Origin of the sequence: Cupriavidus necator, from assembly GCF_013141915.1 — a bacterium.
In the GTDB taxonomy this organism is placed as follows: domain Bacteria; phylum Pseudomonadota; class Gammaproteobacteria; order Burkholderiales; family Burkholderiaceae; genus Cupriavidus; species Cupriavidus necator_B.
The window spans coordinates 225,918-241,054 of the sequence record NZ_SROX01000002.1 but is presented as its reverse complement, the minus strand read 5'-3'; the positions used below and the strand labels follow the sequence as shown (position 1 = coordinate 241,054).

Below are 15,137 nucleotides of genomic sequence, written 5' to 3'. Positions count from 1 at the left end.
AGGCCAGGTGCGAGTACCTGCGCTGCCGTCATGTGTATTTCGCTGCGTTGCGTCATGGCGCAATGCCCACTCCGCATTCTTGTCTGGGCCGGAAGGCAGTACCTGCTGGTGCATTGCGGCAAGGCCGACCGGCCTGCCCTTGCGCCATGGTCGGCCGACAATCCTGGCGCGACAGTCGCCGCACAAGGATGTTCCCGGCCAACGCGGCCTGGCATGTTAAACTCCCCGGGTTATTTCGGTGCCGCGGCACCACGGTGCCCCAGCCCCCGGATTCTCCCGTCGCCTCCGTATCTTCCGTATTCCCAGCCTGGCCATGCCTCTGTCCCAGCCCGTCAACCGCTCCCTGCGTCACCGTCGCGCCATTTCGGCCGAGGCGTACCAGAGGGACGACGGCCTGTGGGACATCGAGGTGCGCCTGACCGACACCAAGCCCCGTGATATCGAACTGGCCGGCGACCGCATCCGGCCGCAAGGCCAGCCGCTGCATGACCTGTGGCTGCGCATCACCATCGATGAGGCAATGACGGTGGTGGATGCCGAGGCCTGCTCGGACTGGGTGCCGTATCCGTCCCACTGCGACACGATCGGCCCGGCTTACCGCAAGCTGATCGGGCTGAACCTGCGCAAGGGGTTCCGCAAGGCCGTGCGCGAGCGCCTGGGCGGCATGCACGGCTGCTCGCACCTGACCGAAGCCGCGGGCGTGCTGCCCAGCACCGCGATCCAGGCCTTTGCCGGCGAGGTCATCAGTATCCGCGACAACGGCGAGGACGATCCGAATCCGGAGCCGCCCTATCAGTTGAACGGCTGCCACGCCCTGCGTTTCGACGGCGAGGTGGTGCGTCAGTTTTACCCGCGCTGGTATGGTCACCAGCCGACGCCCAAGGTACGGGCCGAGGCCGCGCCTGCCGTCGCATCCGCGCCCCAGGCGCAGCAGCCCGCGGCCAATGGCGACCGCGGTGGTCACGCAATCGACGGCAACGACGCTGTCCCGGCCGACCGGCCGACCGGCACCTCCGGCTGATTCTCAGGATCGGCCAGTCCGACGAGAGAGTTCGTCTTCTTTCAGATTCTTCCCTTCTACCTTTTACGCCTACCCGAAAGGAAACACGCATGAATATCCATGAGTATCAAGGCAAGGAAATCCTGCGCAAATACAATGTGCCGGTTCCGCGCGGCATCCCCGCGTTCTCGGTTGACGAGGCCCTGAAGGCCGCAGAACAGCTCGGCGGCCCGGTGTGGGTTGTCAAGGCGCAGATCCACGCGGGCGGCCGCGGCAAGGGCGGCGGCGTCAAGGTTGCCAAGAGCATCGACGACGTCAAGACCTACGCCTCGAACATCCTGGGCATGCAGCTGGTCACGCACCAGACCGGTCCGGAAGGCAAGAAGGTCAACCGCCTGCTGATCGAAGAAGGCGCCGACATCAAGAAGGAACTGTACGTTTCGCTGGTGGTGGACCGTGTTTCGCAGAAGATCGCGCTGATGGCGTCGAGCGAAGGCGGCATGGACATCGAGGAAGTCGCTGCCCACAGCCCGGAAAAGATCCACACGCTGATCATCGAGCCGTCGACCGGCCTGACCGACGCCGACGCCGACGACATCGCCCGCAAGATCGGCGTGCCCGACGCTTCGGTTGCCCAGGCTCGCCAGGCCCTGCAAGGCCTGTACAAGGCGTTCTACGACACCGACGCCTCGCTGGCTGAAATCAACCCGCTGATCCTGACCGGCGACGGCAAGGTCATCGCGCTGGACGCCAAGTTCAACTTCGACTCGAACGCGCTGTTCCGTCACCCGGAAATCGTCGCCTACCGCGACCTGGATGAAGAAGACGCCAACGAAATCGAGGCCTCGAAGTTCGACCTGGCCTATATCTCGCTGGACGGCAACATCGGCTGCCTGGTGAACGGCGCCGGCCTGGCCATGGCCACCATGGACACCATCAAGCTGTTCGGCGGCGAGCCGGCCAACTTCCTCGACGTGGGCGGCGGTGCCACCACCGAGAAGGTGACCGAGGCCTTCAAGCTGATGCTGAAGAACCCGAACGTGCAGGCCATCCTGGTCAACATCTTCGGCGGCATCATGCGCTGCGACGTGATCGCCGAAGGCGTGATCTCGGCCTCGAAGGCCGTGCACCTGACGGTGCCGCTGGTCGTGCGCATGAAGGGCACCAACGAAGAACTGGGCCGCAAGATGCTGGCTGACTCGGGCCTGCCGATCATCTCGGCGGACACGATGGAAGAGGCCGCCCAGAAGGTCGTGGCTGCCGCCGCCGGCAAGTAAGCCGAGGCGCCGTTACCCAATACAAGCGAACTCCGGCAGCGCGCGTGGCCTAGCCCGCGCTGCCAGAGTCAAGCAAAGGACGAAAGCATGTCGATTCTGATCAACAAAGACACCAAGGTCATCACCCAGGGCATTACCGGCAAGACCGGCCAGTTCCACACCCGTGGCTGCCGCGACTACGCCAACGGCAAGAACTGCTTCGTCGCCGGCGTGAACCCGAAGAAAGCCGGCGAAGACTTCGAAGGCATTCCCATCTACGCCAGCGTCAAGGACGCCAAGGCCGAGACCGGCGCCACCGTGTCGGTCATCTACGTGCCGCCCGCGGGCGCCGCCGCCGCGATCTGGGAAGCCGTTGACGCCGACCTGGACCTGGTGGTCTGCATCACCGAAGGCATTCCCGTGCGCGACATGATGGAAGTCAAGGACCGCATGCGCCGCGAGAACAAGAAGACCCTGCTGCTCGGGCCGAACTGCCCGGGCCTGATCACGCCGGACGAAATCAAGATCGGCATCATGCCGGGCCATATCCACCGCAAGGGCCGCATCGGCGTGGTGTCGCGCTCGGGCACGCTGACGTACGAAGCCGTGGGCCAGCTGACCGCGCTGGGCCTGGGCCAGTCGTCGGCTGTCGGCATCGGTGGCGACCCCATCAACGGCCTGAAGCACATCGACGTGATGAAGATGTTCAACGACGATCCGGAAACGGACGCCGTGGTCATGATCGGCGAGATCGGCGGTCCGGATGAAGCCAACGCGGCCAACTGGATCAAGGACAACATGAAGAAGCCGGTGGTTGGCTTCATCGCTGGCGTGACCGCCCCTCCGGGCAAGCGCATGGGCCACGCCGGCGCGCTGATCTCGGGCGGTGCCGACACCGCCCAGGCCAAGCTGGAAATCATGGAAGCCTGCGGCATCAAGGTGACCAAGAACCCGTCCGAAATGGGCCGCCTGCTGAAGGCAATGCTGTAACAAGTATTGCCGCGGCTTCTCCGCTTTGGTGGAGAAGGCCGGCCATCAATGCCCCCGCACTGCGGGGGCATTGTTTTTTCCGCGCGAAGTGGCTTGGTTGCCACGCCCGAGCGGGAGATTACAATATTGAAATCTAATCGAAAGGTTGGTGCGTTAAACAGTCATGTCTGCGCTTTCAGACATCCGAAATCCCGTCAGATGACGGGGCGCGCCACAACATAGAACTCGAGGAGCCTCGCCGTGGAAATGCTGTCTTCCACCACTTTCTGGATTGCGTTGGGATCGATCATCCTGACCAACATCGTCCTGTCCGGCGACAACGCGGTGGTAATCGCGCTCGCTTCCCGCAACCTGCCGCCCGCCCAGCAGAAGAAAGCGATCTTCTGGGGCAGCGCCGCCGCCATCATCATGCGCGTGGTGCTGACCGTGGCCGCGGTCAAGCTGCTGAGCCTGCCGTACCTGAAGATCATCGGCGCCTTGCTGCTGGTCTATATCGGCGTGCAACTGCTGACCGGCGATGACGACGAGGAAGGCCACGACGCCAAGGACAATATCTGGGCCGCCATCCGCACCATCCTGATCGCGGACCTGGTGATGTCGCTGGACAACGTGGTCGCCGTGGCCGCCGCCGCCCAGAAGGGGCCGGAAGGCAGCCAGCTGCTGCTGCTGATCGTCGGCCTGGGCCTGTCGATCCCGCTGATCGTGTTCGGCAGCACCATCCTGCTCAAGGTGATGGAGCGCTTCCCGGTCATCATCGTGCTGGGTGCCGCGCTGCTCGGCTACCTGGCCGGCGAAATGCTGGTCAGCGACCCGGTCGACGCCGCCTGGTTCGAAGTCCACGTACCGCACGCCCACCTGGTCTTCGGCGCCGCCGGCGCCATCCTGGTGGTGCTCATCGGCAAGCTGCTCAGCCGCCGGTCAGCCCAGCCGGCCTGACGTCGATCTGCTGAGGGGGAAGGGCGGCCAACTGGCCGCCCTTTTTCTCATCGGGCGTTGCACGGCGTGGGTCGGTGCCCATGCCCACTAACTCATGTGAGTGATCGCACATTTTGTCGCGCTTGCTTGTGATAGCGGTCCCAGGTGACAATTTTTGGCGTAACCGGCAAGCTTCCCCCCGACGGGTGACGAAATTTGTCGCTTTTCACCCCCTACCGATGGGGGATGCCGCTGGCACACTTGCTGCTCAATCGTCCCCGCGTCACGCAACCGAAGACGTGCAACGCTTAACCAAAATCTCTTCGAGGGGTCAAATCATGCAACGGGTACAACAACTGAAGAAGCTGGGCCGCCGCGTCCAGAAGGGCTTTACGCTGATCGAACTGATGATCGTGGTGGCGATCATTGGTATTTTGGCGGCGATCGCGATTCCGCAATATCAAGACTATACGCAACGAACGAAGGCGAATGGCGCTCTTGCCGGGCTCGAAAGCTTTAAGGTCGCCGTGGCAATGTGTTCGCAGGAACTCGGGACCCTGACAGGTTGCAGTGCTGGTAGCAATAACGTCCCTGCAATTCCCGCAGGCACTGCCGCAGACCCGTTGCCCAAGTACGTGTCAGGTATCACCTCCATTACGAACGGCGTTATTGTTGCCACCTTGGAAGCCACGACGGCTGCAAATGCTGCAGCAACTCTGACTTTGACCCCGACTCTAAATGCCGTCAACGTCAATTGGGTTGCGACAGGAACGGTGTGCGACGGTGGGAAGCGTGGTCTTAAGTGCTAATGACGGCCCCGTAGCACAAGTCACGCAACGAGAAAGCGCCTTCGGGCGCTTTTTCTTTATCCGCAGCCCGAGCTATCATGCGCCTTTTCCTTACCCAAGCGCCTCGATGCCGCCGTCCCGGACAAACCTCCCGCCGGCTGCTCTCATCGCAGCAATCGTCATCCCGCTGCTAGTTTCCCGGCACACGCTGCCACTAGCGACGTTTTACGGCGAGTGGACCGCCGCACTTCTGTGCAGCATTGCTGCGGTCGCTGCCGGCTTTCAAGTGATCCGCAGACCGGCAACGTCAACAACGAAGCCGTCCACATCGCTATCGTTGGTCTCACTGCTATTCCTCTGGTTGGTCATAGCCAGCCTGATCTTCGCGGCTCTCGGGCACACCGACACAACCGGCAGCCGCTTGCTAACCGTCCTCACGTTGCTTCTCGGGGCTACAGTCGCATGCGCCGCCTGGTGGTACCGTTGCACTCCGTCAGGCAGCGAACAGGACCTTGGTGACGCTCTCGCCGTTGCGTTTCTGATCGCCGGGCTGCTGGGGACCGTCTCGCAGTGGGCTCAATTATTCCACCTCGAATCGCGTTCGTTCGGCCTGATCTCCACCTACTTCTACGACACCAACCGCCGCCTCTGGGGCAACCTCAACCAACCCAACCACCAGGCCACCGTTGAAGGCCTCGCGCTGGTGGCCGCGGTGTGGCTCGCCTCGCGCGGCAGCCTGCGCTTCCCGATGTGGCTCGTCGCCGTGGTGCTGCTAGAGAGTGGCATCGTGCTGTCCGGGTCGCGCACCGGCGTGTTGCATGTCGGCTTGGCCACGGTCTACGCGCTTATTGCAGCCTGGCTCGCACGAGGCGCGCGGCGCGATGCCGATCCTATGCAGCGGCCAATCGGTCTGCTGGTTGCGGCCGTGGCACTGGTAGCGATGCTGCTGATCCTCCAGCCTCTGATCCGCGCCGCAGGGCAGGCCTTTGACTGGCGCCTGTTCGATACCGTCGCCCAGCTCGGCGCCGAAGACCAGATGTCTGCGCGCAGCGCGCTCTGGGCGCACGCCATCGCCATGTTCCGCGCGCATCCGTGGTTTGGCGTGGGCTGGGGTGAGTTCGGCTGGGCGCAGTTCCAGCAATTGGATCAGGTCGGCGTCAAAGTCGAAATGTCGCTCCACGCCCACAACGCGATTCTCGATCTGCTCGCCAAGACCGGCATCGTCGGCACCGCCGGCGTGGGCGTAATCCTGCTGGCGTGGCTGTGGCGCGTGGTTCGAGTTCGCTTGTGGCATGGCGATAGCGAGGAGCGCAAGCAAACGGTACTTGTGCTCACCTGGCTGGCCATGCTGTGCGCGCATTCGATGCTGGAATACCCGCTGCATTACCTGTATTTCTTCCTGCCGTTCTGCTTCATGCTCGGTTGGCTGGAGCCGGCGGGCATCGGGCGCTGGCAGGTGCCGTTGCCGGTGGCGCGGGGGCTGGCGCTGGCGTTTGTCGCGGTGGCGGCGGTGGTACTGGGCACGATGTGGCAGGACTATCGCCGCGCCGAAGCGCGCGAGTATGCCAGCAGCGAGGGCCGCGAGGCCTTGCCGATGCCGCGCTTCTGGTTCCGCCAGCATGCGCAGGCCGATGCGGCCGGACAGGCCGACATCACGCCGGAGAATGCCGCGGCATTGTTGCCCGCGCATGTTGCGGGGGTGCACCTGCTGCCGACCCCGACCATGATCGCGCGCACGGCATGGCTGCTGGCGCTGACGGGCGATGCCGCGCAAGGCCGGCAATGGATGGAGCGCCTACGCTGGTACTACCTTGGCGACGAGCCCGCGCAATATGCGACGATCGCGCAGGCGTGCCGCGGCGTGAAGGCGGATGAGCGCCCGCAGGCGTTCTGCGCGTGGGTGGCCGATCGCTCGCGGCGGCTTGCGCAACTGGGCCGCGACTGACCTAGTAGTACGGATACGGGCTGTAGTAGACCGGCGGCGGGGGCGGCGGATAGTAGTAGCGCGGCGCCGCAACCGGTGCCGCGGCCACGCGCCCCGGCACGGGGACGCGATTGCCGCTCGCGTACATGCATTGCACGTAGGCGGCGTCGTATTGCTGCTGCGTGCCATAGCCGGCGTACTGCGCATTGCCGGCGCCGACCGCCGCGCCCGTGAGCAGGCCGACGCCCGCGCCCACCGCCGCGCCCGAGCCGCCGTTGAACGCGGCGCCGGCGGCGGCGCCCAGCGCGGTGCCGACCACGGCGCTGCCGACCGCGGCGTTGTTCGCCGCCTGTGCCGAAGAAACACCGCCGACGCGCCCGAAGGCAAATTGCCGGCAGTTGTAGTCGTCGGTGCGGAACTGGTCGAAGCTCTTGCCGGTGCCCGGCAGCGCCATCACGCTAGGTCCCGCGGGCAGCACGGCGCAAGCGCCAAGGGCGAGGGTGGCCACGGCCAGCGTGGCGCGGATCAGGGCATGCATGGTGTCACCCCCGTGTCAGGAATTGGCCGGCGGCTGTGCCGGTACGCGTTGCCAGCCGCCCGGGCAGTCTGCCACGTAAGGGTAGTAGCCTTCAGGCTGGTTGCAGTGGTACCACCAGCCCTGCTGCGGCATGACGCCGTCGGGGCCGGGGGCCGGCACCGGGCCGTTGGGTCCCTGCTCGATATACTGCGGCGGCGCCGCGGGTACCGCGACCACGGCGGGCGGGTAATAGTACGGAGCGGGGTAGCCATAGGGATAGCCACCGTAGAACGCGCCGGGGCCGAGATAGATGCCGACGCCCACGCTGGTCCGTGTCCGGATCATGCCGCCGCGGGTATCGCCGTCATGCCAGGCGGCATCATGGAAATCGGCCCGCCCGGCAAGGGCGGCGCCGCTTGCGGCCGTGGCCGCGAGTGCCAGGGCGATCTGGCAGAGCATGCGCCCGTTCATGGTATCCACCTCATCCCCGCGCGCGCCGCGGACAGGGTCAGCTGGCCGCGACCCAGCGGCGGCCCGCAATCATATTGAATACCAAATTGTCACGCGCAGATGTGGGCGAAAGCGCACGGGGAAATGCGGCGTTACCTTTATTACTCGGGAACCAGGTTCGAGTAAGACAAGGCCACGTCATCCCTTACCCCACGTATTGCGAGCGTCACGTACGTCGGGATTCAACACCAGCGCTTCAATCCGCCGCCACCCAATCCCCGGACTTGCCGCCGTGCTTCTCCAGCAGCTTCACATTGCCGATCACCATGCCGCGGTCCACCGCCTTGCACATGTCATAGATCGTCAGCAGCGCCACCTGCACGCCGGTCAGTGCCTCCATCTCCACGCCGGTCTGGCCGCGGGTCTCGGTGCGCACGGTGCAGGCGACGGTGGCGGTGGCCTCGTCCAGCGCGAACTCTACGGCCACCTTGGTCAGGCCGATCGGATGGCACAGCGGGATCAGGTCGGCGGTGCGCTTGGTGGCCATGATCGCCGCCACGCGGGCGATGCCGATCACGTCGCCTTTCTTGGCGCTGCCGTCGCGCACCAGGGCGAAGGTGGCGGGCTGCATGGTGATGGTGCCGGTGGCCACCGCGACGCGATGGGTGCTGGCCTTGTCGCCGACGTCGACCATGTGGGCTTGTCCGGCGGTGTCGAAATGAGTGAGCTGGGTCATGGTGGAAAGCCTGGGGGCGAACTGCGTGCGGGAGGCCGCTATCATAGCAACATGCCAAATCACCCATCGCTTCGCAGGTCTGCCGCATGTGGCCGTGACGCCGTGGCAGATGCCGTTCCTGCCGGCTCCGCGTCACATCGGTGCGGCAGGTCGCCGTGGCGGCGCCCGCTGGCGGCACTGCTTGCGCTGACGTTCGCGGCACCGGCCTGGCCACAAGGTACGCCGCGCACCGCGGCGGCGCCAGCGACGCCGGTACCGGCCGCATCGGGCGAGGCCGCCGACCAGGTCTATGACAACCTGAACCGCAGTGTGAAGGCCGGCCAGAAATCCGAGTTCGGCCTGCGCACCAACAACGCAGTGGTAGAGGCGGGCGGCGTGCAGCTGCCGGACCTTGGCGACCCGTCCACCGCGGCGCTGTCGCCCGACATGGAAAAACGCCTGGGCGACCGCATCATGCGCGATATCCGGCGCGATCCGCTGTACGTGGCTGATCCGCTGCTGTCCGATTACCTGAACGCGCTCGGCTACCGGCTGGTGCAGGCGGCGCGGCGCCAGAGCATCTCCGGCTCCACCGGCGCGGGCACCTTCGCCACCGGCTTCGACCTGTTCGCGGTGCGCGACCGCAGCATCAACGCCTTTGCCCTGCCGGGCGGCTATATCGGCGTGCACACCGGGCTGCTGGTGCAGTCCGATACCGAATCCGAGCTGGCCTCGGTGGTGGGCCATGAAATCGGCCACGTGATGCAGCGGCATATCGCGCGCGGCATCACCCAGCAAGACCAGTCGATGTGGATTGCGCTGGCGTCGATGGTGTTGGCCGGGCTCGCCGCGACGCGCAGCCCGGATGCGGCGGCGGCGCTGGCCATGGGCGGGCAGGGCGCTGCCATCGCCAACCAGCTGTCGTTCTCGCGCGGCGCGGAGCGCGAGGCCGACCGGGTCGGCTTCCAGATCCTGACCGCGGCGGGATTCGATCCGCAGGGCATGCCCGATTTCTTCATGCGGCTGCAGCGTGCTTCGGGCACTGCCGAGAACTCGGTGCCGTCTTATGTGCGCACCCACCCGCTGACCTCCGAGCGCATCGCCGACATGCAGGATCGCGTCAGCCATGCCAGCCAGCGCAAGGTGCCCAACACGCCCGAGTACGAGTTCGCGCGGATGCGCGCACGCGTGATCCAGGAAGCGTCGCCGAGCGACCTGCAGAACCTGCGCGCGGCGCTGCGCACGCAACTGTCGGGTGCCTCCACGTTGCGCGCGCCGGCCCTGCACTACGCGCTGGCGTTTATCGAGCAGCGCCTGCGCCGCTATCCGGCTGCCGAACAGGAACTGGCCGAAGCGCGCCGCCTCTACGGCAATATCCCCGGCGCCAGCTCCGGCAGCCCGATGCTGGACGTGATGGCGGTGGAACTGGCGCGCGTGCAGGGCCGGGTGCCCGAGGCGCTGTCCCAGGCCAGCGCTTCGATGAAGGCCTTCCCGCTGTCGCACGCGGTGGCGGTGGCTTACGCCGAGACCCTGATCGGCTCGGGCCGCCACGACGAAGCCGTGCGTTTCCTGCGCGAGCGCACGCGCCAGGAGACCGGCCGCAGCGAATGGTGGGAGATGCTCGCGCGCGCCTACGCGGGCCAGGGCAAGCGGCTGCAGCAACACCAGGCGCTGGCGGAAAAGTACGCGATGGATGGCGCCTACCAGGCTGCCATCGAACAGCTGCAGATCGCGCGCAAGGCCGGCGATGGCGATTTCTACACGCTCTCCGAGGTCGATGCGCGGCTGCACCAGCTGGAGCGCCAGTACCGCGAGGACAAGCAGGACAACAAGGGCATGCCGAACTAGGCCCGCTTCATTCCGTCGACGCCGGCTGGCGCACGAAGCCGAAGCGCTTGGGCACTTCGCTCTCGGCAATCGGTTCGATCGGCAGGTCGCGGCCATCGTGGTGGAACACGCCCAGGTCGGCGCCGCAGGCTTCGCCATGCCAGGTGCTGGCGCCGCTGAACTGCTCCAGGTCATGGTCGTGCAGCAGGGCTGCCTGCGGGCCATCAACGCCGTCCACGGTGCCTGCCAGCACTACGTTGCCGTGCTCGTCGGCGTAGCATGACTGCAGCGTGAAGGCCTGCCGCGTAGTGGTCTGCAACCTGCCCTGGTGCAGCCGCACGATCCACGGCGCATAGCCCAGTGACACGAAGACCCGCTGCGGCCCGTTCTGGAAGTACCAGCAGCCGCGCTCATCGCACAGGTAGTTGCGCTCGATAAAGCCGATCAGCGCTTCATGGCGGATGGGGTCGCCCGAGAGCCCGTGCTGCTGGGCGTATTCATTGCGCAGGCGCCACTGGCCGCGGCGGTCCAGCGCGAGCCAGCCATAGGCATTGGGCACGTTGGGCCAGCGTGCCATGGCCTGCCTGACGATGTCGTCCATCATTGCCTCCCGGCGGAGCGGTGCCCCGCCTTACATCATGCTGTCGAAAAATTGCAGGATCCGTGCCGGCAGCCATTCGATATGGCCGCTGAAGCGCCCGTCGACCTGCAGCGGCAGGTGCCGGCGCCAGCCCGCGGGCGGGGTCATGAAGCCGACATGGCCGCCGTGCTCGGGCTGTTCCAGCCAGACCTGCAGGCTGACGTCGGCGGGGCCGGGCAGGTGCTGGCCTGGCAGGAAGGGATCGTTGCGCGCGTTGAGCACCAGCGTGGGCACGGCGATGTCGCGCAGCACGGGTTTGCTCGCGGCGCGGCGCCAGTAGTCGTCGGTATCGGCAAAGCCGTGCAGCGGCGCGGTGACGACGTTGTCGAAGGCGTACAGGTCGCGGCTGGCCAGCATCGTGTCGCGGTCGAACAGGCCCGGGAACTGTTCCAGCTTGGCCAGCGACTTGCGCTTGAGCGTCTGCAGGAACATGCGCGTGTAGACCAGGTTGAAGCCAACCGACAGCGCCGCGCCGCCCGCGGCCAGGTCCAGCGGCGCCGAGATCGCCGCGGCCGCATGCACGTGCCCGGCGCGGCTGCCGTCCTCGCCCAGCATGCGCAGCAGCGCATTGCCGCCCAGCGAGATGCCTACCACCAGCAGCTTGCGCCCGTTAGCGCAGTGGTGCTGGCGCAGGCGCTCCAGCACCCAGCGGATTTCCGCCGAATCGCCCGAGTGGTAGAAGCGCGGCGCCAGGTTGAGTTCGCCCGAGCAGCCGCGGAAATGCGGGATCACGCCCTGCCAGCCGCGCAGCGCCAGTGCATGCATCAGCGCCTGCGCGTAGTGGCTGCCGGAGTCGCCTTCCAGCCCGTGGAACATCACCACCAGCGGAGTATCGGCCTGCACCGCGTGCGTGGTCCAGTCGAGGTCGATGAAGTCGTGGTCGGGCGTGGTCCAGCGTTCGCGGCGAAAACCGACGCGTGGCGGGCGGCGCGTGAAGCGCGCGGGGATGATGGTTTGCGCGTGGCCGCCGCGCAGCCACCACGGCATCGGCATGTTGCCGCCGTAGCTATGCGATGCAGTCGCCAGGTCGGCCTGGACCGCGTGCGGCAGGCGGTGGTGCGGGAGCTGCGTCATGCCGGCAATGTGGTGGCGACGGGCCGCTGCGCGGCCGCGGTTTCAGTGCAGCGCCTGGCCCGGCGTGGCGGCCACGGCGGCGACCTGCACCGCGTTGGCCGGGCTGCAGTGGATATGCGCCAGGCGCCAGCCTTCGTGGTTCTGCATCAGCACGTAGGTGGTGTGGACGTACAGGTCGGCCTCGACGCGGTCGCTGCCGAAGCGCAGCGCCTCGGTCACGTCGAAGATCGACACGGCCATCGAGGCATGGCTGCTGGTCTCGATGGCGTCGACCAGCACCGGCTGCTCTTCCAGCAATTGCGAGAACGCCTGGCGCAGCTGCTCGTGGCCGATCAGGCGCTGCCCGTCGGGCAGCACGCAGGTGATCGAGTCTTCGTCCAGCCACAGGCGCAGCGCGCCTTCGGCGTCGCGCAGCTTCAGCGCTTCGCGGAAAGCTTCGACGATGTCTTCGGCGGAATCGAACAGGCGGGCAAAGCGAGGCATGGTGGCAATGGACGTGGAAAGGGCAGGGAGGTCAGGGCCGGTGCAGCAGCTTGCGCAGCTCGACGAACACCATTTCCGGTTCGATTTCTTTCAGGCAGCGCAGGTGGCCCAGTGGGCACTCGCGCTTGAAGCACGGACTGCACTCCAGCTGCAGCCACATGATACTCGCTGCCTGTGACAGCGGCGGCGTGTGGCGCGGATCGCTCGAGCCGTACACCGCCACCTGGGGCCGGCCCAGCGCCGCGGTCACGTGCATCAGGCCGGAGTCATTGCAGACCGCGGCTTCGGACAGCGCCAGCAGGTCCACGGCGTCGTCGAGCGAGGTCTGGCCGCACAGGTTGCGCACGAACGGCGCCTCGCTGGTGATTTCGGCGGCGATCTCGGCGTCCTTGGCCGAGCCCAGCGCGATCATCTGCGCGTAGGGGTAGGAGCGCCGCAGCATCTGCGCCAGCTTGGCGAAATGGGCCGCGGGCCAGCGCTTGGCCGGGCCGAATTCCGCGCCGGGGCAGAACGCGATCACGCGCGTGTGCGGGGCCAGCCCGAAGCGCTCGGCGGTGGCCGCCACGCGCGCCGGGTCCACGCGCAGGCGCGGCTCGGTCAGGTTCTCGGGCAGGCGCGCGCCAGGCTTGAGCGCCAGCCGGGCATAGTGCTCGACCATTGGCGGGCGGTGGTCGCGCGGCGGATTGGCGTGGCGCACGTTGAGCATGCCGAAGCGCGCTTCGCCGCGATAGCCGATGCGCAGCGGAATGCCTGCCAGCCACGGGATCAGCGCTGACTTGAGCGAGTTCGGCAGCACGTAGGCGAGGTCATAGCCTTCGTTCTTCAGCTGCTGCGCGAACATCAGCCGCGCCGACAGCTGCAGCTTGCCGTGCGCAAGGTCGGACGGGAACACGCGGCCGATTTCCGGCATGCGCGCGAGCACCGGCGCGACCCACTTGGGCGCGAGGGCATCGATGACCAGGCGCGGATGGCGCGCCTTGAGCAGCGCGAACAGCGGCTGCGCCATCAGGGCGTCGCCGATCCAGTTGGGGGCGATGACGAGGGCTTTCTTCATGGGCGGGGCGCAAGGAGCCGGCACGGGCGCAGCGGCGCGGGCGCCGGCAACGCCAACGCTCCGGGGCGCTGGAAGGCGGCCCGGAGCGTCAGGGTGGTGCGATGGCAGGCGGCTCGGGTCAGTGGTGGCCCTTCAGCACGGTGCCCGGCTTGAGCTTGTAGACGGTGCCGCAATACGGGCACTTGGCTTCGCCGGTGTCGGCCACGTCGAGAAACACGCGCGGGTGGTAGTTCCAGGCCGGGGTGTTCGCGGTCGGGCAGTGCAGCGGAATGTCTTCGGCGCCGATTTCGATGATGGTCGCGGTTTGCGTCATGGTGTTGCAGGGAATAAGGCTTATTGTTCGTCAAAACAAGGTGCGCGCCCGGCGCCCGCAAGGGGCGGGCGCCGGGCGCGTCGACTGCCGGCTGGTGCTCAGACCAGCGTCAGCCACTTCTTGTACTTTTCGTCGGTGCCGCCGACGGCGGCAAAGAATGCGTCCTGGATCTGCTTGGTCACCGGGCCGCGGCGGCCTTCGCCGATGATGCGGTCGTCCAGCTCGCGGATCGGCGTGACTTCGGCGGCGGTGCCGGTGAAGAAGGCTTCGTCGGCGCAGTACATTTCGTCGCGCGTGATGCGCTTTTCGCGGACCTCGATGCCCAGGTCGCGCGCGATGGTCAGGGTGGCGTCGCGCGTGATGCCGTCCAGGCACGAGGCCAGGTCCGGGGTGTAGATCACGCCGTTGCGCACGATGAAGACATTCTCGCCCGAGCCTTCGCTGACGTAGCCGTCGGTGTCGAGCAGCAGCGCTTCGTCATAGCCGAGGCCGGTGGCCTCCTGGTTGGCCAGGATCGAGTTGATGTAGTAGCCGCTGGCCTTGGCGCGCACCAGCGACACGTTGACGTGGTGGCGGGTGAAGGACGAGGTCTTCACGCGGATGCCGCGCTCCATGCCTTCCTCGCCCAGGTACGCGCCCCACGGCCATGCCGCGATGGCGACGTGGATGGTGTTGCCCTTGGCCGACACGCCCAGCTTTTCCGAGCCGATCCACACCAGCGGGCGGATGTAGCACGATTCCAGGTTGTTGGCGCGCACCACTTCGCGCTGGGCGGCCTCGAGCGTGGCTTCGTCGAAGGGCATGGCCATCTGGAAGATCTTGGCCGAGTTGAACAGGCGGCGGGTGTGTTCCTTCAGGCGGAAGATGGCGGTGCCTTCCGGAGTCTTGTAGGCGCGCACGCCCTCGAACACGCCCATGCCGTAGTGCAGCGTATGCGTCAGCACGTGGATCTTGGCGTCGCGCCATTCGATCAGCTTGCCGTCCATCCAAATCTTGCCGTCGCGATCCGCCATCGACATGTCTGTTCTCCTGCGCCGTGAAAATAGCAAAAACGATATTGTAAGCCCCGGGGGCATGGGTCACAACGCGGCGCGGGCGCCGCGGCGGTCTAGAATCCTCTTTTTCCGGGCATTGTCGCCGCGTTTGCGGCAGCGCGCCGCCGTGTCGGGCGCGCCGGCCCACCGATCTCAT

General features: G+C 66.5%; 16 protein-coding genes. 7 read left to right on the top strand and 9 right to left on the bottom strand.

Features of this window, described 5'->3' with window-relative positions:
- The first annotated feature begins 313 nt into the window (after positions 1–313).
- The 6 genes from E5S69_RS06075 to E5S69_RS06050 all read left to right on the top strand — a co-directional run bounded on the left by E5S69_RS06075 (position 314) and on the right by E5S69_RS06050 (position 6,894).
- On the top strand, positions 314–1,021 hold the full coding sequence (locus tag E5S69_RS06075; RefSeq protein WP_171514121.1) for a DUF2889 domain-containing protein: 708 nt from the start codon (positions 314–316) through the stop codon (positions 1,019–1,021).
- 89 nt (positions 1,022–1,110) lie between these two features.
- Positions 1,111–2,277 (top strand): ADP-forming succinate--CoA ligase subunit beta, encoded by a 1,167-nt coding sequence (gene sucC, locus E5S69_RS06070; RefSeq protein WP_171514120.1) that lies wholly within the window; start codon positions 1,111–1,113, stop codon positions 2,275–2,277.
- 87 nt (positions 2,278–2,364) lie between these two features.
- Entirely contained in the window at positions 2,365–3,246 is an 882-nt protein-coding gene (gene sucD / locus E5S69_RS06065) for a succinate--CoA ligase subunit alpha (RefSeq protein WP_171514119.1), read from the top strand.
- 240 nt (positions 3,247–3,486) lie between these two features.
- A complete protein-coding gene (locus E5S69_RS06060) occupies positions 3,487–4,182 on the top strand; it encodes a YjbE family putative metal transport protein (protein WP_171514118.1) in 696 nt (231 codons plus the stop codon).
- Positions 4,183–4,499: 317 nt separating this feature from the next.
- Complete coding sequence (locus tag E5S69_RS06055) at positions 4,500–4,970, top strand: pilin (RefSeq protein ID WP_171514117.1); 471 nt, start codon at positions 4,500–4,502, stop codon at positions 4,968–4,970.
- Between the two features lie 106 nt (positions 4,971–5,076).
- Complete coding sequence (locus tag E5S69_RS06050) at positions 5,077–6,894, top strand: PglL family O-oligosaccharyltransferase (protein WP_171514116.1); 1,818 nt, start codon at positions 5,077–5,079, stop codon at positions 6,892–6,894.
- A 1-nt stretch (position 6,895) separates the two neighbouring features.
- Here E5S69_RS06050 and E5S69_RS06045 read toward each other — a convergent pair whose 3' ends face one another.
- The 3 genes from E5S69_RS06045 to moaC form a co-directional block, all read right to left on the bottom strand.
- Entirely contained in the window at positions 6,896–7,411 is a 516-nt protein-coding gene (locus E5S69_RS06045) for a hypothetical protein (protein ID WP_171514115.1), read from the bottom strand.
- A gap of 15 nt (positions 7,412–7,426) precedes the next feature.
- Entirely contained in the window at positions 7,427–7,861 is a 435-nt protein-coding gene (locus E5S69_RS06040; RefSeq protein WP_171514114.1) for a hypothetical protein, read from the bottom strand.
- A 235-nt stretch (positions 7,862–8,096) separates the two neighbouring features.
- Entirely contained in the window at positions 8,097–8,576 is a 480-nt protein-coding gene (gene moaC / locus E5S69_RS06035; RefSeq protein ID WP_112773713.1) for a cyclic pyranopterin monophosphate synthase MoaC, read from the bottom strand.
- 51 nt (positions 8,577–8,627) lie between these two features.
- On the opposite strand from moaC, the gene E5S69_RS06030 reads away from it, so the two are divergent.
- Entirely contained in the window at positions 8,628–10,403 is a 1,776-nt protein-coding gene (locus E5S69_RS06030) for a M48 family metalloprotease (RefSeq protein ID WP_171514113.1), read from the top strand.
- Positions 10,404–10,410: 7 nt separating this feature from the next.
- Here the strand turns inward: E5S69_RS06030 and E5S69_RS06025 are convergent, their stop codons facing one another.
- The 6 genes from E5S69_RS06025 to E5S69_RS06000 all read right to left on the bottom strand — a co-directional run bounded on the left by E5S69_RS06025 (position 10,411) and on the right by E5S69_RS06000 (position 14,965).
- Positions 10,411–10,983, bottom strand: coding sequence for a DUF2946 family protein (locus E5S69_RS06025; protein ID WP_171514449.1), 573 nt, complete (start codon positions 10,981–10,983; stop codon positions 10,411–10,413).
- Between the two features lie 30 nt (positions 10,984–11,013).
- Entirely contained in the window at positions 11,014–12,096 is a 1,083-nt protein-coding gene (locus E5S69_RS06020; protein WP_171514112.1) for a YheT family hydrolase, read from the bottom strand.
- A 42-nt stretch (positions 12,097–12,138) separates the two neighbouring features.
- Complete coding sequence (locus E5S69_RS06015) at positions 12,139–12,579, bottom strand: YybH family protein (protein WP_116355688.1); 441 nt, start codon at positions 12,577–12,579, stop codon at positions 12,139–12,141.
- Between the two features lie 31 nt (positions 12,580–12,610).
- The gene (waaF, locus tag E5S69_RS06010; RefSeq protein WP_171514111.1) at positions 12,611–13,633 is read right to left on the bottom strand and encodes a lipopolysaccharide heptosyltransferase II; all 1,023 of its coding nucleotides are present in this window, start codon (positions 13,631–13,633) and stop codon (positions 12,611–12,613) included.
- 118 nt (positions 13,634–13,751) lie between these two features.
- Positions 13,752–13,946 carry a zinc-finger domain-containing protein gene (locus tag E5S69_RS06005; RefSeq protein WP_010812205.1) on the bottom strand — a complete coding sequence of 65 codons (195 nt, stop codon included), beginning with the start codon at positions 13,944–13,946 and terminating at the stop codon, positions 13,752–13,754.
- A 98-nt stretch (positions 13,947–14,044) separates the two neighbouring features.
- Positions 14,045–14,965: a branched-chain amino acid transaminase gene (locus E5S69_RS06000; RefSeq protein ID WP_116355690.1), complete on the bottom strand. Its 921-nt coding sequence runs from the start codon at positions 14,963–14,965 to the stop codon at positions 14,045–14,047.
- Between the last annotated feature and the right edge of the window lie 172 nt (positions 14,966–15,137).